Below are 18,808 nucleotides of genomic sequence, written 5' to 3'. Positions count from 1 at the left end.
ATAAAAGGGCTAATTTTGTATGAAAAAATAGCCTTGCATTATTCTGCAAGGCATCGAGCGTACAATTATTGAACTGTGTAATTTTTGTGTGCGACGACAGTCATGTTGGAAGCTGCTCCAATGTTTTCCGCGTCTTCTTCAGAAATTTTCACAATGACGGAGTTTTCGAGAATCTTGTGTATAGTTCCGGAAACTTCATGTTCATTACGGTTGAAAGATATGACTTCGTCTACATACCGTGATGCTACAAAATCAGAAACTGGACGATCTTTTCGTGGGAATGCCAATCGAATCAACTCCTTCAGTAGTATGGATTCTAGTTTGTCGTAATTTGTCATGAAAATCAGACAAAAAGTACATACAATAGCTTACTAGAACTAGTATAACACATTTTGAGAAATTATTCATCATACTAGAATTATGTCGAATGGGCAAGTTTTGCGTAGAATCATTTCTTGAATGTGACTAGTTCCACTGCCAAAGGTAGAGAGTATGGATTACGTACAAATTAATTCGTTGACATTATACCTCCGGGGGTATAATATAAAATTAACAGTAAGGAGGTCGAGCGATATGGAATACGATGATAAAGTCAAAAATCGGTTAAAGCGTCTAGAGGGTCAAATCAAAGGTGTCTTGCGTATGATGGAAGAAGGCAAGGACTGTAAAGAAGTAATTACGCAATTATCAGCCAGTCGTTCTGCTATTGATCGTACAATTGGCGTAATTGTCAGTTCGAATTTGATTGCCTGTATAGAGAATCTAGATGAAGCAGATGAACGCACGCATGAATCCATCATTAATGAAGCGGTGGATCTTCTAGTAAAGAGTCGATAAGCAACATCGCTTGACTCTTTTTTTTACAACGTATAATATACCCCTATAGGTATTTAATAAAGTGATTTTAAAATAGAAGGGAACGAGAACATGACGGAGCAAAAGAAAACGACGATCGTATTATTTAGTGGAGATTATGATAAAGCGATGGCGGCTTATATTATCGCGAACGGCGCAGCGGCGTATGATCATGAGGTAACCATTTTTCATACATTCTGGGGATTGAACGCCTTGCGAAAAGATGAACCTATTAAAAATACTAAAAATTTTATTGAAAAGGCGTTTGGGAAAATGATGCCACGTGGAGCGGATAAACTGGGATTATCTCAAATGAACTTTGCAGGAATGGGTCCAAAGATGATTAAGCACGTGATGAAAAAGCATAACGCGATGACATTACCACAACTAATCGATATGGCAGTGGAGCAAGACGTGAAGTTGATCGCATGTACGATGACAATGGATTTACTAGGCCTAGGTGAGAAAGAACTCTTGGAAGAAGTTGAGTATGGCGGTGTAGCGGCTTACTTAGGAGAAGCACAAGACGGTCACGTGAACTTATTTATTTAATTTTTTTGCGAAAATAAATACCCTAGGGTGTATAGGAGGAATACAATGATTCAGTCAGATAACGTGTTGGATGCAAAAGGTCTTGCCTGTCCGATGCCCATTGTGAAGACAAGAAAGATGATGAAAGATATGGAAGATGGTCAAGTGCTCGAAGTACAATCTACAGATTCAGGTACAACAGCAGATTTGCAGGCATGGACGGAAAGTGTGGGACATCAATACGTTGGTCATGTGAAGGAGGCAGATGTCTGGCGCCACTTCGTACGAAAATCGGGCCAGGAAGATCAGTCACAAAAAGAATATCCGGTTACAGTTGACAACAGCCAGTTGATGGACCGACTGCAACAACCTGACGCGGTGTTACTAGATGTCCGAGAAGAAGCCGAATATGCATTTGCTCATATTCCCGGCGCCCTATCTATACCGCTTGGTCAGTTGGAGGAACGTATGGCGTACTGGGATAAGGACAAGAAGTTTTACGTTGTATGCCGAACAGGCAACCGCAGTGATATGGCGTGTCAAAAACTAGTCGCAAATGGATTTGAAAGTGTCACGAATGTCATTCCTGGCATGTCGGAGTGGAATGGCGAGACGGAAAATACAGTAGGGGGTATTAATCAATGAGAATCATTCAATCAAGTGAAGTAGCAAAGAGTGTAATTACGAAAGAATCATTATTTATTTTAGATGTACGAAATACAGATGCATTCGAGGATTGGAAAATCGAAGGAGAGCGAGTACGCCATTTAAACGTGCCATACTTTGATTTATTGGATGGCATTGAAGAAATTGAAGATCAATTGCCAAAAGATGAAGAAATCTTGGTTGTCTGTGCAAAAGAAGGTTCGTCCATCATGGTGGCAGAAATTCTTGAAGAAGCAGGTTTCTCAGTAGGTTATCTTTCAGGTGGAATGAAAGCATGGAGCGAGTATCTTGAGCCTGTAAAAATTGCCGATTTGAAATCGGGCGGCGAGCTATATCAATTCGTTCGTCTTGGTAAAGGATGTCTTTCCTACATGGTCATGTCGGGTGGAGAAGCAGCAATCATTGATGCTACACGTATGACAAATGTGTTCACGGACTTTGCTGAGCAACGCGGTGTGAAGATTACAAACGTATTCGATACTCACTTGCATGCGGATCATATTTCAGGTGGTCGGCAGATCGCAAAAACTACGGGTGCAACGTATTGGCTGCCACCGAAAGATGCCGAAGAGGTAGTATTTGAATATGCTGCATTAGAAGGCGATATGTCCATTCAGATAGGTGATACGAGAATCGATATTCAAGCGCTTTATTCGCCAGGACACACCATTGGTTCGACTTCATTTATCGTAGACGACAGTTATTTGATGACAGGTGATATTTTGTTCATTGATTCGATTGGACGTCCTGATTTAGCAGGTTTAGCAGAAGATTGGGTAGGCGACTTGCGTGAGTCATTGTATAGCCGCTATAAAGAATTGTCGAAGGATTTAACTGTCTTACCAGCTCACTTCATGATTATAGACGAGTTGAATGAAGACGGTAGCGTGTCGGAGAAGCTCGGCGTATTGTATGAGCAAAATCACGGCTTGAACATTGAGGATGAAAAAGAGTTTAGAGAGTTAGTCACGGGGAACTTGCCTCCACAGCCTAACGCGTATCAGGAAATCCGCGAGACGAACATGGGGAAAATCCAGCCTGACGAGGAAACGCAACGCGAGATGGAGATTGGCCCGAATCGCTGTGCGGTACGGTAAATAGGTATTTTAATTTATATAAAAAAACTAAAGGAGAAGATATATATGAATACAACAACATTTTTAGATGCAAAAGGCCTGGCATGTCCAATGCCAATCGTACGGGCAAAGAAAGCAATGAAGGATATGCAAACAGGAGAAGTTCTTGAGATTCATACGACAGATAAAGGATCAGTATCCGACCTGACAGCATGGGCTGCTTCTGGCAATCATGAAATAAAAGAGCAGCAACAAGAGTCTGATGTCTTTAAATTCTGGATCCAAAAAGGTTAAACTAAGGATAGAGGGAATGGCTGTCTCCCTCTTAAGTCGGGAAGAAGGGAGGACATCATGACAATTCCATTTATTATCACAATCTTCCTCATTGGATTCGTCGGCTCATTCCTTTCCGGTATGATTGGAATCGGTGGCGCAATTGTCAAATATCCAATGTTGCTATTTATTCCTGCATTACTTGGTTTTGCTGCATTTACACCACATGAAGTAGCCGGAATTACTGCAATGGAAGTTTTCTTTGCATCACTTTCAGGCGTTATAGCGTATAGAAAGAGTAATCTGATCTTGAAGCCACTCGTTCTTTATATGGGAATCAGTGTATTAGTCGGCAGTGTACTTGGCGGTGCTGGGTCTAGTATGCTTTCAGAAGCTACCGTCAACGTAATCTACGGTATTCTAGCCGTCATGGCGGCTATTATGATGTTTATACCAAAAAAAGGACTCGACAATCAGCCGATCGATGAGATTACATTCAATCGCTTCATTGCTTCAAGTGCAGCCTTTATCGTCGGCTTGGCGGCTGGAATCGTCGGAGCTGGCGGCGCATTTATCGTGGTACCGATTATGCTCGTGATACTAAAAATCCCCACACGCGTCACGATTGCTACTTCCCTAGCAATTACGCTGTTGTCATCGGTGGGCTCGGCATCAGGCAAGCTCTTAACAGGCCAAGTACCCTATGGACCAGCTGTTGTTCTGATTATCGCTAGCATCATTGCCGCTCCGATCGGTGTAAAAGTGAGCCGGAAAGTAAACACCAAAGTACTACAAAGCATTCTAGCCGTACTCATCATGGCTTCCGCTGTGAAAATATGGTGGGACATATTCTAACCAATCAAAATCGCCAGCACATCGTTCAATGAACTTGTGCTGGCGGTTTTTTTGGTGAAGTCATAAGTGGAACATCATTAAACGCACTTCGCCTCTTGCAGGTAGCTCCCGTTTAGTAAATGTGTAAGTCATTATAAGTCAAAATAATCAAGGACGTAAACTAGTTGATCGTAAGTGGAAGGCGGCGAGTGCAAAAGCCGTTCTTCGTTACGGCTCTTCCCGCAGGATCAGCGTGCGTCTTGAGATCCCGCAGAAGCGAAGCGCACGAGGAAGTTCAAGCCACGCCCTCGGGAAAGCGTCCGCCTGGAACGTCGATCAACGGTGCTTTCACGTTTATTACTTTCATTGCAAGGTATTAAAATTAATATTGACTTCAAAACATTCAATTAAATTACCTTGCAATAGACTAGGAATAGCCGTATACTATTTTTCAACGATGGAAAACGAATAGACATACTCTTATCAAGAGAGGCGGAGGGATTAGGCCCTGTGATGCCCGGCAACCGGCGAAAGCAAAGGTGCTACTTCCTACAAACTTTCAATAGTTTGGAAGATAAGGGAGGAATGAGCGAAAGCAGAGCCCTCTTCTTATTATGGAAGATGGCTTTTTCTGTACTTAGCGAACCGTCCTCTTATGCTTTTCTTGTCTAGTTCTAGGAGGAAGTTGTCCGAGGAGTTTCGGTGTTCCATCAATACATAAAAAAGGGGAATGGTTATGACGAATTTACAGCCAGAAACGATATTATTACACGGAGGGCAAAAGCCGGATCCAGAAACAGGCTCACGTGCCTTACCGATTCATCGTACGACTTCTTATGTATTCAGAGACACGGAGCACGCACAAAACTTATTTGCCTTGAAAGAAGCCGGCAATATTTATACAAGAATTACGAACCCGACAGTAGCTGTCTTTGAAGAGCGTGTCGCGCAGTTAGAAGGTGGAACAGCTGCAGTGGCATTGTCTTCTGGAATGGCGGCGATTGCTTTTTCTATTATGAACATCGCTGAAGCGGGCGATGAAATCGTTGCAGCCAGCAATCTCTACGGTGGCACATATAACTTATTCGCCGTGACATTACCACGCTATGGCATCAACGTGAAGTTTGTTGACGCGTCCAATCCAAAGAACTTTGAAGCAGCTATTACGGATAAAACGAAAGCATTGTTTGCAGAAACAATCGGTAACCCGAGTTTGCAAGTTCTTGACGTGGAAGCTGTTGCGAACATCGCACATGACAATGGAATTCCATTGCTAATAGATAATACATTCCCGTCTCCTTATGGATCAAATCCTATCGAGTACGGTGCAGATGTAGTGATCCACTCAGCGACGAAATGGATTGGCGGACACGGTACGACCATCGGTGGTGTAGCCGTGGATGCAGGGAGATTCGATTGGACGCAAGGGAGATTCCCAGGCTTTACAGAGCCGGACGAATCCTATCATGGCTTACGTTACGGAATCGATACAGCCGCTGCAGCTTTTGCAACGAAACTGCGCGTACAATTGTTGAGAGACTTCGGCCCTTGTCTATCACCGGATAGTGCATTCAACTTGTTACAAGGTTTGGAAACCCTTCATTTACGCGTACCACGCCACAATGAAAATGCACAAAAAGTCGCGGCATTCTTGCAAGAACACCCAGCAGTAGAATGGGTGACCTATACTGGCCTAGAAGATCATCCAACAGCGGAACTAGCAAATAAATATTTGAAAAACGGCTATGGTTCAATTATCGTATTCGGTATCAAAGGTGGACGCGATGCAGGAAGACAAGTAATCGACAATGTAGAAATTTGGTCTCACGTTGCGAATGTGGGGGATGCAAAGTCATTAATCATTCATCCGGCATCCACAACTCATCAGCAGTTGTCTGTGGAAGATTTGAAAGACTCTGGCGTTAGCGAAGAACTAATCCGCTTATCTGTAGGGTTGGAGTCTGCAGAGGATATTATTGCAGATTTGAAACAAGCCATCGAAAAAGTGGTAAACTAATATATATAAAGAACACCGTCGCATTTGCGACGGTGTTCTTTTCTTTACTATCGTTGTATTCGATTTTTCTCGTCTTTAAGTGATTTGAACAGCGAAACGACCATCATAATGAGTATGATTGAGAATGGCAAAGCGGCAATAATGATGACGTTTTGCAGTGCATCCAATCCTCCAACATATAATAGAATAATGGCGATGGCAGATTGAATGACACCCCATATCACTTTCAAATTATTCGGTGGAGTCAATGAACCGTATGACGACTGCATGCCGAGTACAAATGTAGCCGAATCTGCTGATGTGATAAAGAACGATGTAATCAATAAGATTGCAATGATCGATATGATGAATGATAAAGGTAACTCGCTGAACATTTCAAAGATCGTCAATTCAGTTGCACTCGCAGCCAAGTCGATGATGCCAGCTTTTTGCGTTTCGATTGCTGTCGTCCCAAATGCTGTGAACCAGATCATACTGAGCACAGTAGGAACAACTAGTACGCCAATCATAAACTCGCGAATCGTTCTACCTTTTGATACGCGGGCAATGAACATCCCGACAAATGGTGCCCAAGCTATCCACCAAGACCAGTAGAATAGAGTCCACCCATTGAGCCAAGCACGATTTTCCGGGGTAAGTGGTGCGGTTCGGAAACTCATACGAATGAGATTCTCCAAATAGCCACCGATGGAATCAGTGAACATGTTGAAAATCAATAATGTGGGTCCGAGCGCAATAATGAAAACTAACAATGCCAATGCCAAAACCATATTGGCATTAGATAAAATTTTAATCCCTTTACCAAGTCCACTCCATGCGGATGCAAGGAATAAAACCGTTACCACTGCAATGATAAAGAACTGGGACCAGAAGCCGATTGATATACCAAATAAGTAGTTGAGTCCGGCGTTGATTTGGACAGCTCCAAATCCAAGTGATGTCGCCACACCGAAAACAGTGGCAAAAATAGCGAAGACGTCAATGACTGTCCCGAGCTTTCCGTCTACGCGATCACCAAAAATTGGACGAAGTGTAACGGAGATTAATCCGGGTTGTCTTTTGCGGAACTGGAAATATGCCAATACTAAAGCGGTCATGCCATATACAGACCAAGCATGGAAACCCCAGTGGAAGAAGGTCGACTGCATTGCTTCTTTATAAGCAGCTTTTGTTTCAGGAGCCTCTGTTGCAGGACTTACTGCGTAATGCGAAAGAGGTTCGGCCGCACCGTAGAACACGAGTCCAATTCCCATACCAGCGGAAAATAGCATCGCCAGCCAGGAAAACATGGAAAACTGCGGTCTGTCATTATCTTTTCCTAATCGGATTTTACCGGTCGGACTGAATATCAAGTATACCGAAATGAAGAATAACATGGAGACGGTTAGTAAGTAATACCAGCCGAATGAATCCGAAATATAGACTTGGATAGTGGACGTGATTTCTTCAAAGTGCTTGGGGGCAATGACGCCGTATCCCACAGCCAATATGACAGCCGCTAATGTAATGTAAAATGTTGTAGATATTTTTTTCATAGGTCCTCCTATTTAGAATGTAGTCTGAGAAAAGAGCATAGTACATAACCGAAACAGTAAAATAAAATTGCATATATACAGTTGATAGTACCCGTTTAACCGCCCAGATAAACGTTAAATAAACGACAGTCTATTGCCAAATGCATCACAAATACAAATAAAATTGACGAAAAAATTTGCTTCTCGTCGCATATGTAAGTTGTTTCCGTAGTACCATTCATGTGCTTGCTCAAAAAAGTCGCCTTGCGCTTGTGACAGTATACATGAAACGCATGGGTGATTTCTACCTTAACAAACAATCTCCTTTCACACAACAGGAACAGTGGCCATGTTATACTATTGAAACAAAGGTAATGAGGAGGAAATTTTCATGCAATATTCACAGCCTAAGATGCTTCAGCTCGTAAAGCGTAGCCCAGAGCTAAACAGAAAATTGAAAGCGATTATGAAAGAGCATGAGCTAGAGAAAAGCTTTGCATTGAAAGCACTTTATCATGCAGAAGTTAAAGACGGCGGAGTCTATCAGCGGGATTATCAGGAGCTGTAAGTAGACGCACGCGTATATAGCGGGCGTTGTACTAGATATTATTCACAAAAAGACCGATGAGAGATTCTTTTCATCGGCTCTTTACACTACGGGTTGCTGTATGAGTAGCCACGTTAACTGATGTACATACTACAAAAAAGAGCAGCCAGAATTGGCTGCTCTTTTTTGTGATGAATGAAAAGCGAATGATTATATTCGATCACGATGCTTTCTCCTTTAAAAATCATGAAGGATTAAACGGTTGATTACCTTCCGTCTGCTTGTTCTTCTTCGAGTTCGCATTTTTATTCTTAGCCGCATCGTTCTGTCCAATGACATCAAAATCGTCAGGACTCAAATCATATCCAAAACCATATTCCTCGCGCATGTTCTCATTTTTCTTCTTATTGTTCTTTTTGTTAGACATGTTCGTCACCTCCATTATAGAAGTGTGGCATTCTTATTGGAGATTATACATCTGCTAGGAGCGGTTGTGACGTTGTATAGAGCGGTTGAAGCGATTTAAATAAACGCAAAAGAATTCATTCGAAACGATCTTAAGATTTTCTTCATATTTATCCTCAGTCTTTGTTAAGAGTGGGGTGGTAGAATGAAGGTATTAGTGAGACGGGGTGATGTACATGGCAGAGTTTACAGTGCTTGTAGCAGATGACGATAAAGAAATTCGTGAGGGAATTGAGATTTATTTGAAAAATGAAGGATATCGTGTACTGAAAGCGAAAGATGGGCAAGAAGCGTTAGAGTTGCTTTCATTGAATGAAATCCATTTATTGATTTTAGATATTATGATGCCGAATATGGATGGGATCACAGCAACGTTCAAGATACGAGAAGCACAGAATATCCCGATTATTATGTTGAGTGCGAAAGTGGAAGACTCGGATAAAATCCACGGGTTATCAGTAGGTGCAGATGATTATGTCACAAAGCCATTCCATCCGCTTGAATTGATGGCTCGTGTGAAATCGCAACTTCGCCGGTATGTACAGTTAGGGACGTATGAAGGACAAAAAGTCATTGAAGTAAACGGACTGGTCCTGAACGAAGAGGAGAAGGAGCTGACGGTGGACGGGACACACGTTCGGCTGACTCCGATTGAATTCAAAATTACGGAACTACTGATGAAACACCCAGGACGCGTATTTTCAATTAATGAAATATATGAACGTGTGTGGAATGAGCAAGCGTATAATGCAGAAAATATCGTAGCGGTGCATATCCGAAAGATTCGGGAGAAAATCGAAGCGGATCCTAAAAATCCGCGGTATGTGAAGGTGGTGTGGGGCGTTGGCTATAAGATCGAAAAATAGAAATGGCTTGGTTGGGTCACTCATTGCGATTACGCTAGCTCTAGGAAGCCTAATGTACTGCGCCTCATTTACGGTTGATCTTTTCCTCGACGGATGGGAACGATTAAACCTGGCAGCCAATTACTTTGGCCGAATTATTAGAGGAGGAACCGTGTGATGAACAATAGTATAAAATTGGCTATCTGGTCTGCACTCGTGACACTAGTATTGATCGCATTGCCGTCCATCATTCATTATGCACCGCAGCTTGTTGGCAAATCGTTTACCGATCAAGAAGACTTTACCTATAGAATGGAACAAGTATACGATAATTTGTCGGCTACTGTACTCAATCCAATCGACTTGAAAAAAGCGGAGAAGGAATTAACGGTTTCACAGGATGAAATTGAAGAATACCGACAGCGATACGGTACACTTTCTGAACAGCTTGATACTATCCAGCAACAATATACAGAACGAATTGCGGAAGCGAAAAGCGAGAAAAATGAAACGTTGCTATTGGCTCTAGTTAAAGAGCGAAATACGAAACTAGAAGAGATCCAAAAGAATTTTGATAGCGATAGTTATGTAGAAGACAAAATCCGTTCGGAAAAGGTAAAAGCTTTAGCTAGTCAAATTAGGGAGACAGAAAATAATCGAGAAATGAATATTCCCATTTCCTATGATCTCGTGAATGTTGAAACGGGTGAGCGATTTACGCGTGGAGATGTCGAGGTCACGTCACTCTTCCAACAACAATTTATTGAAGCAACAGGATATTTCAGAGCGAACTCAGCTGTGTATGACAATGGCTACTCTGATTATTCAATGGAACAAGGGTCGACGTTCACAGATGACAATGCGTTGGAAATTAGTAATCCCGCGCAATATTTCAAAGGAACAGTGATTATTCCATTAGATGCTACAGTGTCGGGGCAATTGGCTAAGGAAAACGATCAATTCATCCGTGGAAAATATATGATGTATGCCTTGTGGGTTCTCGGTGTGCTTGCGCTCGTGGCATTGTGTACAGTGATGAAGTTTCAGAAAGAATGGGTGCGGCATTCAAGATTGGCCGCAACGTATTCACGCTGGAAAATAGATGTGAAAGTAGTTCTTTTGCTACTGACCGCATTTATTCTGGCTCTTTATTTCGAATCGACTATATTCAATATCTTTAATCAGTTTATGTACCTAGACTTGGGTATCATTGGTAATGCGGCGGTCAGTTTCTTGCTGATTGGCGTACTATTTACCGCATTATTGGCGTTTCAGGCTGTTCATGTATTTATGCTATACCGCGAGCCTGGGCGGCTGATAAAAGATTGGCAAGAAAGCTTCACGATGCAATTTGCGAAAGATAGTAGAGACACATTCAACAATCGTACGATGGGTGTACAGTTCTCGTTGGTACTGATGATCTTTTTCCTCGCCGGCGTAGGCTTGGTTGGGGGAGTTATGCACCCATCGCTTCTGATCATTTACGTTTTCTGTGTACTGTTTGTCGCACTGCCGGCATTATACATTTTCGTGAAAAAAGCAGCCTATTTGAATCGTATAGTGGCAGCAACGAATGATATGGCGGCGGGTCATCTGACGCAGGCGATACCGGTCAAAGGTACATCACAGCTTGCGAAACATGCAGCAAATTTGAATAATCTCCGCGAAGGTGTTCGCGTATCGATCAATGAACAAGCGAAAAGTGAGCGGTTAAAAACGGAGTTAATTACAAATGTCAGCCATGATTTGCGGACACCGCTTACTTCTATTATAACGTATACGGATTTACTGAAAGATGAGACGTTAACTGCAGAAGAACGTGCAAAATACATTGGCATTCTAGATCAGAAGTCACAGCGCTTGAAAACACTTATAGAAGATTTATTCGAAGTATCCAAAATGGCAAGCGGTAATTTAGAAATGGTGAAGCAACGTGTGGATTTGAATCAGCTAATCCAACAAGCATTGGCAGAGCATGCGGAAGAATTCATTGAGCAAGATTTGCATATTCGAACTACTTTACCTGAAGAACCCGTCTTTGCGATGGTAGACGGACAAAAGTGGTGGAGAGTACTTGATAATCTGTTCATCAATGTATGGAAGTACTCGTTGCCAGGTACGAGGGTGTATGTCAATCTTCAACAAGTGGGATCGAATGCGCGTATCGTGTTGAAAAACGTTGCACAATATGAACTTGGTGACACGACAGATGAATTATTCGAACGCTTTAAGCGGGGGGACACGTCTAGGCAAACGGAAGGTTCGGGTCTAGGATTGGCTATTGCACAATCTATTGTCGAGCTGCATGGCGGCCGGATGGAAGTGGAGGTCGATGGAGATTTATTTAAAGTGACGATTGATGTCATAGGGGGGTAAATTGGCGTGGAGTGGGGTGGGAGAAAACTCCCATCTTACTCTTTTTTTTAATGTTAAGAGGAATCAGTTTAGTTTATGGCGAATACGGGTATGTATAGAGAGTGCGGTCTATTGATTAGGGGCAGCATGAAAGGGAGGAATGGTTATATGACAATCGTTGACGGAAAGTATCCAAACAAAAAAGATCTTACGCCGAGAGTGGAAGAGATCAATGAGGAGAAGTGTGTGGTAGAAGGCGTAGTAGTACCAGATGAACTACCTCTTGCCGATCCAGCAGATTCTGATTCAAGTGTAGCATTTAGAGAAAATGCACAGGATGAAACGGGAGAACATAAACCTTCCGCTTATAGTCAAAATAAATCCCCAAGCCAAAACTATCATGATCTGACACCCGGTGAAAAATTCCCGTATGGAGATCAGGAAGAATATAATCGTGAATACAACCATGAAGCGCATGACCAGTGGAATGAGCATAAGAACATTAAAAAGCAAGAAGAGAATCCTTCATAATGTCAGCCTGCCTACGTGCAAGGCTGTTTTTTAGATTACAAGAGAGGGTGGAATGAATGGGTGCATTGCAACAATTCTCCATGGCGAGAGGTTATACATTAAGTCTTTGTAAACGAACGGACGAATCCGCGTGGGATTTTCAACCTAAGGGTTTTTCAAATACTGTGCGGTGGAATGTAGGACATATCTATTCATTGACTGAAGACTTTCTTCACCGCGCAATGAATGACTATCCAGTCGATAAGTTGGAATGGGCAGAATTCTTCGCGACGGGAACGAGTCCATCTACTTGGCCGAGTAGCGCTCCAACTGAAGAGGAATTGATCGCAGCGATGAAAGACCAAGGTAAGCGTATTTCGAAACTAACTGAACAACAGCTGACGCATCGATTGAGTACACCCCTTTCTATTGGTACGTTTATTACGATGGAAACTGTCGATGAAGTTCTGCAGTTTCTTACTTGGCACGAAGGTTTGCATGCCGGTGTGATTGATGGGCTACTTAGAGCGAATAAATAATATCGGATATAGCCGTTTGGGAGATCGTAATTGATTTCTTGAGCGGCTTTTTTGTGTTACTGGCCTCCGTTGGTAAGGGAGTAAGCCTTTTAGATTTTTATACTGAAGAACACAGATCAACGGCACCTTCTAAATCGAGATTTACTCACACTCAGCCTTAAGTCTGAGTCAGAAATCCGCTATGGGACCGTCGGAGAAAGCGGGGATTCATTATAAACTAAGGGTACAAATGAAGGGAGGACATCCACATGAAGACACTTGGATTAGTTTTATTAGGCATTGTAGCAGGTTTGGCATTTGTGCTAAACGTAGGTCCAATCATTGCTTTAGCCATAACAGGAGCGATCGCGCTTGTTAGTTATCACTATTGGAGAAAGAGCCAGTCGATGTTCGCGAAAGTATTCTGGATGGCGATTTTGATCGTCAGTGTAATCGGTTCAATTTCTAATATTGGTGCATTCATCGGGATCATCGCATTGATTGGAGTCTATTACGTATACCGCAAATGGAAAGAACGCAAGGCAAACCCGAACGTTCTATCCAATGACCCGTTCACAAACTTTGAACGTCAATGGAATGAACTGACAAAATAAAAGGAGAGATGTAATATGAACGCATTTTGGCATAAACTAAAATATACGCTACAAGAAGATTTGAATAGTTTGATGGATAAGTCGCAAAAGAAAGAAAATCCACTTGAATTACTGAATCAGTATTTCTTAGAAGCACAAAAGCAAACAGCGGAAATCGGGAAGTTGCTTGAACGCCAAGGAAGATTGAAGGAAGAATTGGAAGCCGAATGTCAAGAAGCGAATTCGATGGCGATAAAACGTCGTCGTCAACTGGAACTTGCTGAAATAACAGGAGACGCAGAGTTGATTGCGTTCGCGCAAGAGGAAGTAGAGGCATATGAAGGACGAGTTGCCCGTTTGTCTGCGAGCATCCAAGACGCTACGCAAGAATTGCTGTCATTGGAACGGAAATTTGAAGAGATGAAGCATCGTGTGAAAGATATGCGTGTTCGTCAGTTGCAATTGATGGGCAAAGAGAATGTAACGCGTGCGCAGGAAAAAATGAATCGATTCGTCAAGCCTGATAGTTCGTTTTCAACACTGGACGACTTGCATTCGTACATCGAAAATCTTGGCGGTGGAACGAGATCGACGCAATCACACTCGTCAATGGAGCAACGTTTGGATTCATTGGAGAAATCTAACGCAAAATCTCAAGATATTGTGTAAACTATAAGAGGGAGCATCACGCTTCCTCTATCGAGAAGGGAGAGAATGAAATGGGTAAGAGGGATTCCACTAAAGTTTCAGTATATTTACTTGCTCTTTTGGCGATTGCTTTCGTCGAATCCATAGTGTTTTCAAACGGCAATTTCATCTTCCTCCTTCTCGGTTGGGGATTCCTCGATTATGGTTATCGAAAACGTGGAAAATGGACAGCGATCACAGGAATCGTCTTTATAGTGATTGCGCTTCTGACATTATGGAGTGTACGTCTGCTGATTTTAGCCATTGTTTTGTATATTATCATGAAATTATGGAAAGGTACGCCGGCCAATGAAGTCTTTGGCGATTTGCAAAAGCCTCGTGTTAGACGATCGCAAGGTATGTGGAGGAACCGCTTGTTTTCGGTCCAATCTACTCCATTCTCGACGTATGAGTGGGAAGATATTCATATGCAAGGGTTTTTCGGTGACGTGCATGTCGATGTGACGGATACGGTATTACCTAAAGGTGCTTCCTTTATTTCGATTCGGCAAATCTTCGGTAAAGTGCGTATTGAACTGCCGTACGATATTCCGGTACGCATTCATTATGCCACGTTATATGGCGAAGCGAATATGTTAGGCAAAGTTCCACAGCAACTATTTAATGAAACTATACAAGAACATGACGGCTATGAAACGAAACGACCGAATGATCCTGAATTGATTATTTCAGTATTTACTTGGATCGGCGATGTGGAGGTGCGTAGAAAATGAAGGTAATCATTGGTCGCACCATTCTGTTGACGTTGACGTTTAGTATGATCGTCGCGGTCTTTTTCTATTTGTTCATTGATGTATCTATCGCTGACTATCAGAGGTTGCTACTCGATACGGAAGCTGCGGATATGCCGTTGTTGGTCTGGTTGTTCACGACGATTTTCGTCATGAGTTTAGGAATTGCTAGCTGGATCAGCCTACACAGTAGGATGAAAGAGAATATCATTATCGGAAAACTACAGGATTTGTATGCTAAACAGCAGTTTACAAGCTCGAATAAAATGAAAAAACAAACGAATCGTTCCATTGAACAGTTATATGAAGTACTTGAAGCACAAAGAAACAGTTTGCGTAAAATTACCGACGAGCGTGTCGAGACACAAGATAAAATCATTCAGGAACGTATCGTTCAAGAACGCCAAAGGTTGGCGAGAGAACTGCATGATTCTGTGTCCCAACAATTGTTCGCGGCCTCCATGCTGTTGTCAGCACTAGCGGAACAAGCGGAAGAAGGACCAATCCGTAAGCCGTTACTGCAAGTGGAACGAATGGTTCAGCAGGCGCAATTAGAAATGCGGGCATTGCTTCTTCATTTACGTCCGGCGGCACTGCATAACCAGACGCTTGCCAAAGGCCTTGAAGAATTATTGAGTGAATTACAGGAAAAAGTGATGTTCGATATTACGCATCGTTTGGAAGATATCGAGCTATCTAAAGGTGCGGAAGATCATTTATTCCGGATTGCGCAAGAAACGTTGTCAAATACACTGCGTCACGCAAAGGCAACAGAAGTGGAAATTTTATTAATCGAACGGGATGGATTGGCGATTTTACGTGTGCAAGACAATGGCGTTGGATTTAAGCAGCATGACGGCAAAGGCGGTTCGTATGGTCTGCAGAATGTGAAGGAACGGGCGATTGAGATCGGTGGCAGTTGCAAGATTGTCTCGGTACCGTCTCAAGGAACGATCGTAGAAGTGAAATTACCGATTTTGAAAGGGGAGCTGGGGGATGATTCGAGTGCTGTTGGTAGATGATCATGAAATGGTGCGCATTGGCGTATCGACATATTTGCAGATGCAACCCGATATCGAAGTAATTGCGGAGGCGGAAAATGGTCAGATGGGCGTCGTGAAAGCACTGGATTTACGTCCGGATATTATTCTCATGGACATGGTCATGCCTGTTATGAATGGTGCCGAGGCGACGGCTGCGATTATCGCCAAATGGCCGGAAGCGAAGGTAATTATCGTCACTAGTTTCCTCGATGATGATAAATTATACCCTGCACTTGAAGCGGGAGCTGTCAGTTATATTTTGAAAACGTCCAACGCAAAGCGCGTGGCGGATGCGATTAGAGAAACTATGCAGGGACAAACCGTGCTTGAGCCGGAAGTGACATCTAAAATGATGATAAAAATGCGCAGTGGCCAGACGCATGCCTTGCATGAAGACTTAACCGATCGCGAGCTCGAAGTCTTATTACTATTGGCTAAGGGTAAATCTAATCAGGAAATTGCGGATGAACTATTCATTGCGTTAAAAACTGTGAAAACTCACGTCAGTAATCTATTATCCAAATTAGAAGTCCAAGACCGCACTCAAGCGGTTATTTATGCGTTTCAAAATAAATTAACGGATTACTAGTCTACAAGTATAAGCCGCGGCATATCAATAGATCAATGATAAAACTGTGGATAAACAACGATAAAAATTAGAATAGTCTGAAGTTATGAACTTCTCCACAATCTATCCACGTACTATGTGCATAAGTATTCCGTTATATGTGAAAACAAAATGTATGCACATGTGGATAAAAATATTCTGCCAGAAACTTATCCACTGTTTGTTACGTCATGGTAGACTGGATAAAAGAAAATAGAATAGCAGAAGGGGAGCCTTCGCGGAAAGAGAGTCATATGGAATTATTTGATTTAATTAAAGCGCTAATTTTAGGATTCGTAGAAGGAATGACGGAATTCGCACCCGTTTCTTCGACAGGTCATTTGATTATTGTCGATGATATGTGGCTGAAGACGGAAGAATTCCTTGGGAAATATCCTGCGATTACATTTAAGATAGTGATTCAACTCGGTTCAATTTTGGCTGTTGTCGTAGTATTTTGGAAGCGGTTATTTAGTTTAGTCGGTTTGTATAAAGTAGATAGCGGAGTCAAGATGAGCGAGCGTTTCAATTTATTACACGTAATCGTTGGGATGTTACCCGCTGTTATTTTCGGTTTTGCATTTAAAGACTTGATTGATGATTACTTATTCGGCGTGGAAACCGTTATTTTTGCGTTAGTTGCAGGAGCGGTGTTGATGATTGCTGCGGATAAGTTTGGGCCAAAAAATCCACGTGTACAGACGCTGGATCAAATTACATATAAACAGGCGTTTACAGTTGGACTGGTTCAGTGTTTGTCGTTGTGGCCTGGATTTTCACGATCGGGTGCGACGATTTCAGGTGGTGTATTGTTCGGGATGAATCACCGGACGGCTGCTGATTTTACGTTCATCATGGCGGTTCCGATTATGATGGGTGCGAGTCTGGTGTCGGTGTTGAAGAACTGGGAGTACATGTCGATGGATGACTTAGGATTTTACGTGGTTGGTTTCTTGAGTGCGTTTGTGTTTGCGCTGATTTCAATTCGTTTCTTTTTGACGTTGATTTCGAAAGTCAAGTTGATGCCATTTGCGATTTATCGTCTCGTGTTGGCAGCGATCTTGGCCATAATTGTGTTTTTATAAGAAGTGAGACGACCTTTGCAAGATGTGCAGAGGTCGTTTTTTACGTGAAATAAAATGGAAAGACTGGCAGTGGTTACGGTAGGGGATTTGCGCTACAGAGGGGACGCTTTCTGAGGGCCCGCGGTGAGCCAACCAGTTCGCAAGCTCTCTTTGGTTGTCTCACCTGTCGAGCTGATCCTCTGGGAGTCGCCCCTCCTACACTCCAATCCAATCCCTTGCAATCCCTTGCAATCCCTTCATACTCACCAGTCTACTGTTCCGGCTTTAAATTACTGTATACCTTTTTCCTACTTCTGCAATTTCCACCAAACCACTGAACGTTTTCCTCGCTTCATTCAATATCTCATTAATATCACCATGGTGTGGCAGATGGGTGAGGACGAGTTGACCCACTTCTGCTTGCTGCGCAAGTGTTCCTGCTTGGCTACCTGCCATGTGACCCGGAGACTTGCCGAGGTGCTCTTCGTATAGATTGGCCTCGCAAAATACGATATCTGCGTGTTGCGAGAACGTAACAAGCTTGTCCGACCATTCCGTATCGGCAGTGAAAACCACGGACGTGCCTTCTACCGTAAACTTCATTGCAAGGCAGTAGACGGGATGGATCGTTGGACAAAATGTTACGGTAAATGGACCGATTTGAACGGATTGGTCTTCCTGAATTTCGATACCTTGTGTTTGATTTTTATACGACAGTTTCTCAAATTGTTCTTTGTCTTGTGCGTGGCTGTAAATCGGCAAGACAGGTGACGGTTGATCGAGGTAATACTGAATCAAGCGGCTGTATTGCAGACTGCCGATGTCCGCGATGTGATCTGCGTGATAGTGGCTGATGACGACTGCGTCGAGCTGGTCAAGTGTAATGTAATTTTGCAAGGAAGATAGAACGCCACTGCCACAGTCGAACAGGCAATGGAATCCTTCGTGCTCAATGAGAAATGAAGAGGTGGCGCTGTTCGCTTTCGGGTAGCCTCCCCAGATGCCTAAAGGGATGATGTTCATTTGAATTCCTCCTGTTTGGGTATTTTAGTACTT

The 18,808-nt window shown here is 42.8% G+C and carries 22 protein-coding genes and 1 riboswitch; of the genes, 18 read left to right on the top strand and 4 right to left on the bottom strand.

From position 1 onward, the window contains the following. Positions 1-65: 65 nt before the first annotated feature. On the bottom strand, positions 66-338 hold the full coding sequence (locus CSV67_RS12810) for a DUF2187 family protein (protein WP_233192617.1): 273 nt from the start codon (positions 336-338) through the stop codon (positions 66-68). A gap of 235 nt (positions 339-573) precedes the next feature. Here CSV67_RS12810 and CSV67_RS12805 point away from each other — a divergent pair, with 235 nt between their 5' ends. The 7 genes from CSV67_RS12805 (at position 574) to CSV67_RS12775 (ending at position 6,252) form a co-directional block, all read left to right on the top strand. Continuing rightward, entirely contained in the window at positions 574-837 is a 264-nt protein-coding gene (locus CSV67_RS12805; RefSeq protein ID WP_099631987.1) for a metal-sensitive transcriptional regulator, read from the top strand. A gap of 90 nt (positions 838-927) precedes the next feature. Beyond that, positions 928-1,407: a DsrE/DsrF/DrsH-like family protein gene (locus tag CSV67_RS12800; protein WP_099631986.1), complete on the top strand. Its 480-nt coding sequence runs from the start codon at positions 928-930 to the stop codon at positions 1,405-1,407. A gap of 45 nt (positions 1,408-1,452) precedes the next feature. Next, entirely contained in the window at positions 1,453-2,031 is a 579-nt protein-coding gene (locus CSV67_RS12795; RefSeq protein ID WP_099631985.1) for a sulfurtransferase TusA family protein, read from the top strand. Further along, a complete protein-coding gene (locus CSV67_RS12790) occupies positions 2,028-3,149 on the top strand; it encodes an MBL fold metallo-hydrolase (protein WP_099631984.1) in 1,122 nt (373 codons plus the stop codon). The genes CSV67_RS12795 and CSV67_RS12790 overlap by 4 nt, the downstream gene beginning before the upstream one ends. Positions 3,150-3,194: 45 nt before the next feature. Continuing rightward, positions 3,195-3,422 carry a sulfurtransferase TusA family protein gene (locus CSV67_RS12785; protein ID WP_099631983.1) on the top strand — a complete coding sequence of 76 codons (228 nt, stop codon included), beginning with the start codon at positions 3,195-3,197 and terminating at the stop codon, positions 3,420-3,422. 57 nt (positions 3,423-3,479) lie between these two features. Further along, positions 3,480-4,256 (top strand): sulfite exporter TauE/SafE family protein, encoded by a 777-nt coding sequence (locus CSV67_RS12780; protein ID WP_099631982.1) that lies wholly within the window; start codon positions 3,480-3,482, stop codon positions 4,254-4,256. Between the two features lie 456 nt (positions 4,257-4,712). Then, positions 4,713-4,816, top strand: a riboswitch (SAM riboswitch). A 155-nt stretch (positions 4,817-4,971) separates the two neighbouring features. Next, positions 4,972-6,252, top strand: coding sequence for an O-acetylhomoserine aminocarboxypropyltransferase/cysteine synthase family protein (locus CSV67_RS12775; protein ID WP_099631981.1), 1,281 nt, complete (start codon positions 4,972-4,974; stop codon positions 6,250-6,252). A gap of 47 nt (positions 6,253-6,299) precedes the next feature. Here CSV67_RS12775 and CSV67_RS12770 read toward each other — a convergent pair whose 3' ends face one another. Then, positions 6,300-7,787 (bottom strand): glycine betaine uptake BCCT transporter, encoded by a 1,488-nt coding sequence (locus CSV67_RS12770; RefSeq protein WP_099631980.1) that lies wholly within the window; start codon positions 7,785-7,787, stop codon positions 6,300-6,302. A gap of 370 nt (positions 7,788-8,157) precedes the next feature. Here CSV67_RS12770 and CSV67_RS16845 point away from each other — a divergent pair, with 370 nt between their 5' ends. Further along, positions 8,158-8,334, top strand: coding sequence for a hypothetical protein (locus CSV67_RS16845; protein ID WP_099631979.1), 177 nt, complete (start codon positions 8,158-8,160; stop codon positions 8,332-8,334). 223 nt (positions 8,335-8,557) lie between these two features. Here the strand turns inward: CSV67_RS16845 and CSV67_RS12760 are convergent, their stop codons facing one another. After that, positions 8,558-8,740 (bottom strand): hypothetical protein, encoded by a 183-nt coding sequence (locus CSV67_RS12760; RefSeq protein ID WP_099631978.1) that lies wholly within the window; start codon positions 8,738-8,740, stop codon positions 8,558-8,560. A 214-nt stretch (positions 8,741-8,954) separates the two neighbouring features. On the opposite strand from CSV67_RS12760, the gene CSV67_RS12755 reads away from it, so the two are divergent. From CSV67_RS12755 to CSV67_RS12705, 10 genes are all read left to right on the top strand, one after another. After that, the gene (locus CSV67_RS12755) at positions 8,955-9,644 is read left to right on the top strand and encodes a response regulator transcription factor (RefSeq protein ID WP_099631977.1); all 690 of its coding nucleotides are present in this window, start codon (positions 8,955-8,957) and stop codon (positions 9,642-9,644) included. Between the two features lie 156 nt (positions 9,645-9,800). Continuing rightward, positions 9,801-11,999 (top strand): histidine kinase dimerization/phospho-acceptor domain-containing protein, encoded by a 2,199-nt coding sequence (locus CSV67_RS12745; protein WP_099631975.1) that lies wholly within the window; start codon positions 9,801-9,803, stop codon positions 11,997-11,999. A 147-nt stretch (positions 12,000-12,146) separates the two neighbouring features. Further along, on the top strand, positions 12,147-12,509 hold the full coding sequence (locus CSV67_RS12740; RefSeq protein ID WP_099631974.1) for a hypothetical protein: 363 nt from the start codon (positions 12,147-12,149) through the stop codon (positions 12,507-12,509). 80 nt (positions 12,510-12,589) lie between these two features. Further along, entirely contained in the window at positions 12,590-13,027 is a 438-nt protein-coding gene (locus tag CSV67_RS12735; RefSeq protein WP_158232940.1) for a DinB family protein, read from the top strand. Between the two features lie 248 nt (positions 13,028-13,275). Next, the gene (locus tag CSV67_RS12730) at positions 13,276-13,620 is read left to right on the top strand and encodes a lmo0954 family membrane protein (RefSeq protein ID WP_099631972.1); all 345 of its coding nucleotides are present in this window, start codon (positions 13,276-13,278) and stop codon (positions 13,618-13,620) included. A 15-nt stretch (positions 13,621-13,635) separates the two neighbouring features. Next, a complete protein-coding gene (locus tag CSV67_RS12725) occupies positions 13,636-14,268 on the top strand; it encodes a PspA/IM30 family protein (RefSeq protein ID WP_099631971.1) in 633 nt (210 codons plus the stop codon). A gap of 50 nt (positions 14,269-14,318) precedes the next feature. Further along, complete coding sequence (gene liaF / locus CSV67_RS12720) at positions 14,319-15,020, top strand: cell wall-active antibiotics response protein LiaF (protein ID WP_099631970.1); 702 nt, start codon at positions 14,319-14,321, stop codon at positions 15,018-15,020. Continuing rightward, entirely contained in the window at positions 15,017-16,060 is a 1,044-nt protein-coding gene (locus tag CSV67_RS12715; RefSeq protein ID WP_099631969.1) for a sensor histidine kinase, read from the top strand. Before liaF ends, CSV67_RS12715 begins: the two co-directional genes overlap by 4 nt. After that, entirely contained in the window at positions 16,035-16,670 is a 636-nt protein-coding gene (locus CSV67_RS12710; protein WP_099631968.1) for a response regulator, read from the top strand. Before CSV67_RS12715 ends, CSV67_RS12710 begins: the two co-directional genes overlap by 26 nt. A gap of 272 nt (positions 16,671-16,942) precedes the next feature. Beyond that, positions 16,943-17,773 carry an undecaprenyl-diphosphate phosphatase gene (locus CSV67_RS12705; protein ID WP_099631967.1) on the top strand — a complete coding sequence of 277 codons (831 nt, stop codon included), beginning with the start codon at positions 16,943-16,945 and terminating at the stop codon, positions 17,771-17,773. Positions 17,774-18,037: 264 nt separating this feature from the next. On the opposite strand, the gene CSV67_RS12700 is transcribed toward CSV67_RS12705, so the two are convergent. Further along, a complete protein-coding gene (locus CSV67_RS12700; protein WP_099631966.1) occupies positions 18,038-18,775 on the bottom strand; it encodes an MBL fold metallo-hydrolase in 738 nt (245 codons plus the stop codon). Between the last annotated feature and the right edge of the window lie 33 nt (positions 18,776-18,808).

It is taken from the genome of Sporosarcina sp. P2 (genome assembly GCF_002743255.1).
Lineage (GTDB): Bacteria > Bacillota > Bacilli > Bacillales_A > Planococcaceae > Sporosarcina.
Note: the sequence above shows the minus strand (reverse complement) of the source record. Positions and strands in the feature narration are given on the sequence as shown.

What these genes read in the sequence shown, in the direction of transcription:
- CSV67_RS12810 (WP_233192617.1), bottom strand. Translation starts at nt 338, where the DNA reads ATGACAAATTACGACAAACTAGAATCCATACTACTGAAGGAGTTGATT.
- CSV67_RS12805 (WP_099631987.1), top strand. Translation starts at nt 574, where the DNA reads ATGGAATACGATGATAAAGTCAAAAATCGGTTAAAGCGTCTAGAGGGT.
- CSV67_RS12800 (WP_099631986.1), top strand. Translation starts at nt 928, where the DNA reads ATGACGGAGCAAAAGAAAACGACGATCGTATTATTTAGTGGAGATTAT.
- CSV67_RS12795 (WP_099631985.1), top strand. Translation starts at nt 1,453, where the DNA reads ATGATTCAGTCAGATAACGTGTTGGATGCAAAAGGTCTTGCCTGTCCG.
- CSV67_RS12790 (WP_099631984.1), top strand. Translation starts at nt 2,028, where the DNA reads ATGAGAATCATTCAATCAAGTGAAGTAGCAAAGAGTGTAATTACGAAA.
- CSV67_RS12785 (WP_099631983.1), top strand. Translation starts at nt 3,195, where the DNA reads ATGAATACAACAACATTTTTAGATGCAAAAGGCCTGGCATGTCCAATG.
- CSV67_RS12780 (WP_099631982.1), top strand. Translation starts at nt 3,480, where the DNA reads ATGACAATTCCATTTATTATCACAATCTTCCTCATTGGATTCGTCGGC.
- CSV67_RS12775 (WP_099631981.1), top strand. Translation starts at nt 4,972, where the DNA reads ATGACGAATTTACAGCCAGAAACGATATTATTACACGGAGGGCAAAAG.
- CSV67_RS12770 (WP_099631980.1), bottom strand. Translation starts at nt 7,787, where the DNA reads ATGAAAAAAATATCTACAACATTTTACATTACATTAGCGGCTGTCATA.
- CSV67_RS16845 (WP_099631979.1), top strand. Translation starts at nt 8,158, where the DNA reads ATGCAATATTCACAGCCTAAGATGCTTCAGCTCGTAAAGCGTAGCCCA.
- CSV67_RS12760 (WP_099631978.1), bottom strand. Translation starts at nt 8,740, where the DNA reads ATGTCTAACAAAAAGAACAATAAGAAGAAAAATGAGAACATGCGCGAG.
- CSV67_RS12755 (WP_099631977.1), top strand. Translation starts at nt 8,955, where the DNA reads ATGGCAGAGTTTACAGTGCTTGTAGCAGATGACGATAAAGAAATTCGT.
- CSV67_RS12745 (WP_099631975.1), top strand. Translation starts at nt 9,801, where the DNA reads ATGAACAATAGTATAAAATTGGCTATCTGGTCTGCACTCGTGACACTA.
- CSV67_RS12740 (WP_099631974.1), top strand. Translation starts at nt 12,147, where the DNA reads ATGACAATCGTTGACGGAAAGTATCCAAACAAAAAAGATCTTACGCCG.
- CSV67_RS12735 (WP_158232940.1), top strand. Translation starts at nt 12,590, where the DNA reads ATGGCGAGAGGTTATACATTAAGTCTTTGTAAACGAACGGACGAATCC.
- CSV67_RS12730 (WP_099631972.1), top strand. Translation starts at nt 13,276, where the DNA reads ATGAAGACACTTGGATTAGTTTTATTAGGCATTGTAGCAGGTTTGGCA.
- CSV67_RS12725 (WP_099631971.1), top strand. Translation starts at nt 13,636, where the DNA reads ATGAACGCATTTTGGCATAAACTAAAATATACGCTACAAGAAGATTTG.
- liaF (WP_099631970.1), top strand. Translation starts at nt 14,319, where the DNA reads ATGGGTAAGAGGGATTCCACTAAAGTTTCAGTATATTTACTTGCTCTT.
- CSV67_RS12715 (WP_099631969.1), top strand. Translation starts at nt 15,017, where the DNA reads ATGAAGGTAATCATTGGTCGCACCATTCTGTTGACGTTGACGTTTAGT.
- CSV67_RS12710 (WP_099631968.1), top strand. Translation starts at nt 16,035, where the DNA reads ATGATTCGAGTGCTGTTGGTAGATGATCATGAAATGGTGCGCATTGGC.
- CSV67_RS12705 (WP_099631967.1), top strand. Translation starts at nt 16,943, where the DNA reads ATGGAATTATTTGATTTAATTAAAGCGCTAATTTTAGGATTCGTAGAA.
- CSV67_RS12700 (WP_099631966.1), bottom strand. Translation starts at nt 18,775, where the DNA reads ATGAACATCATCCCTTTAGGCATCTGGGGAGGCTACCCGAAAGCGAAC.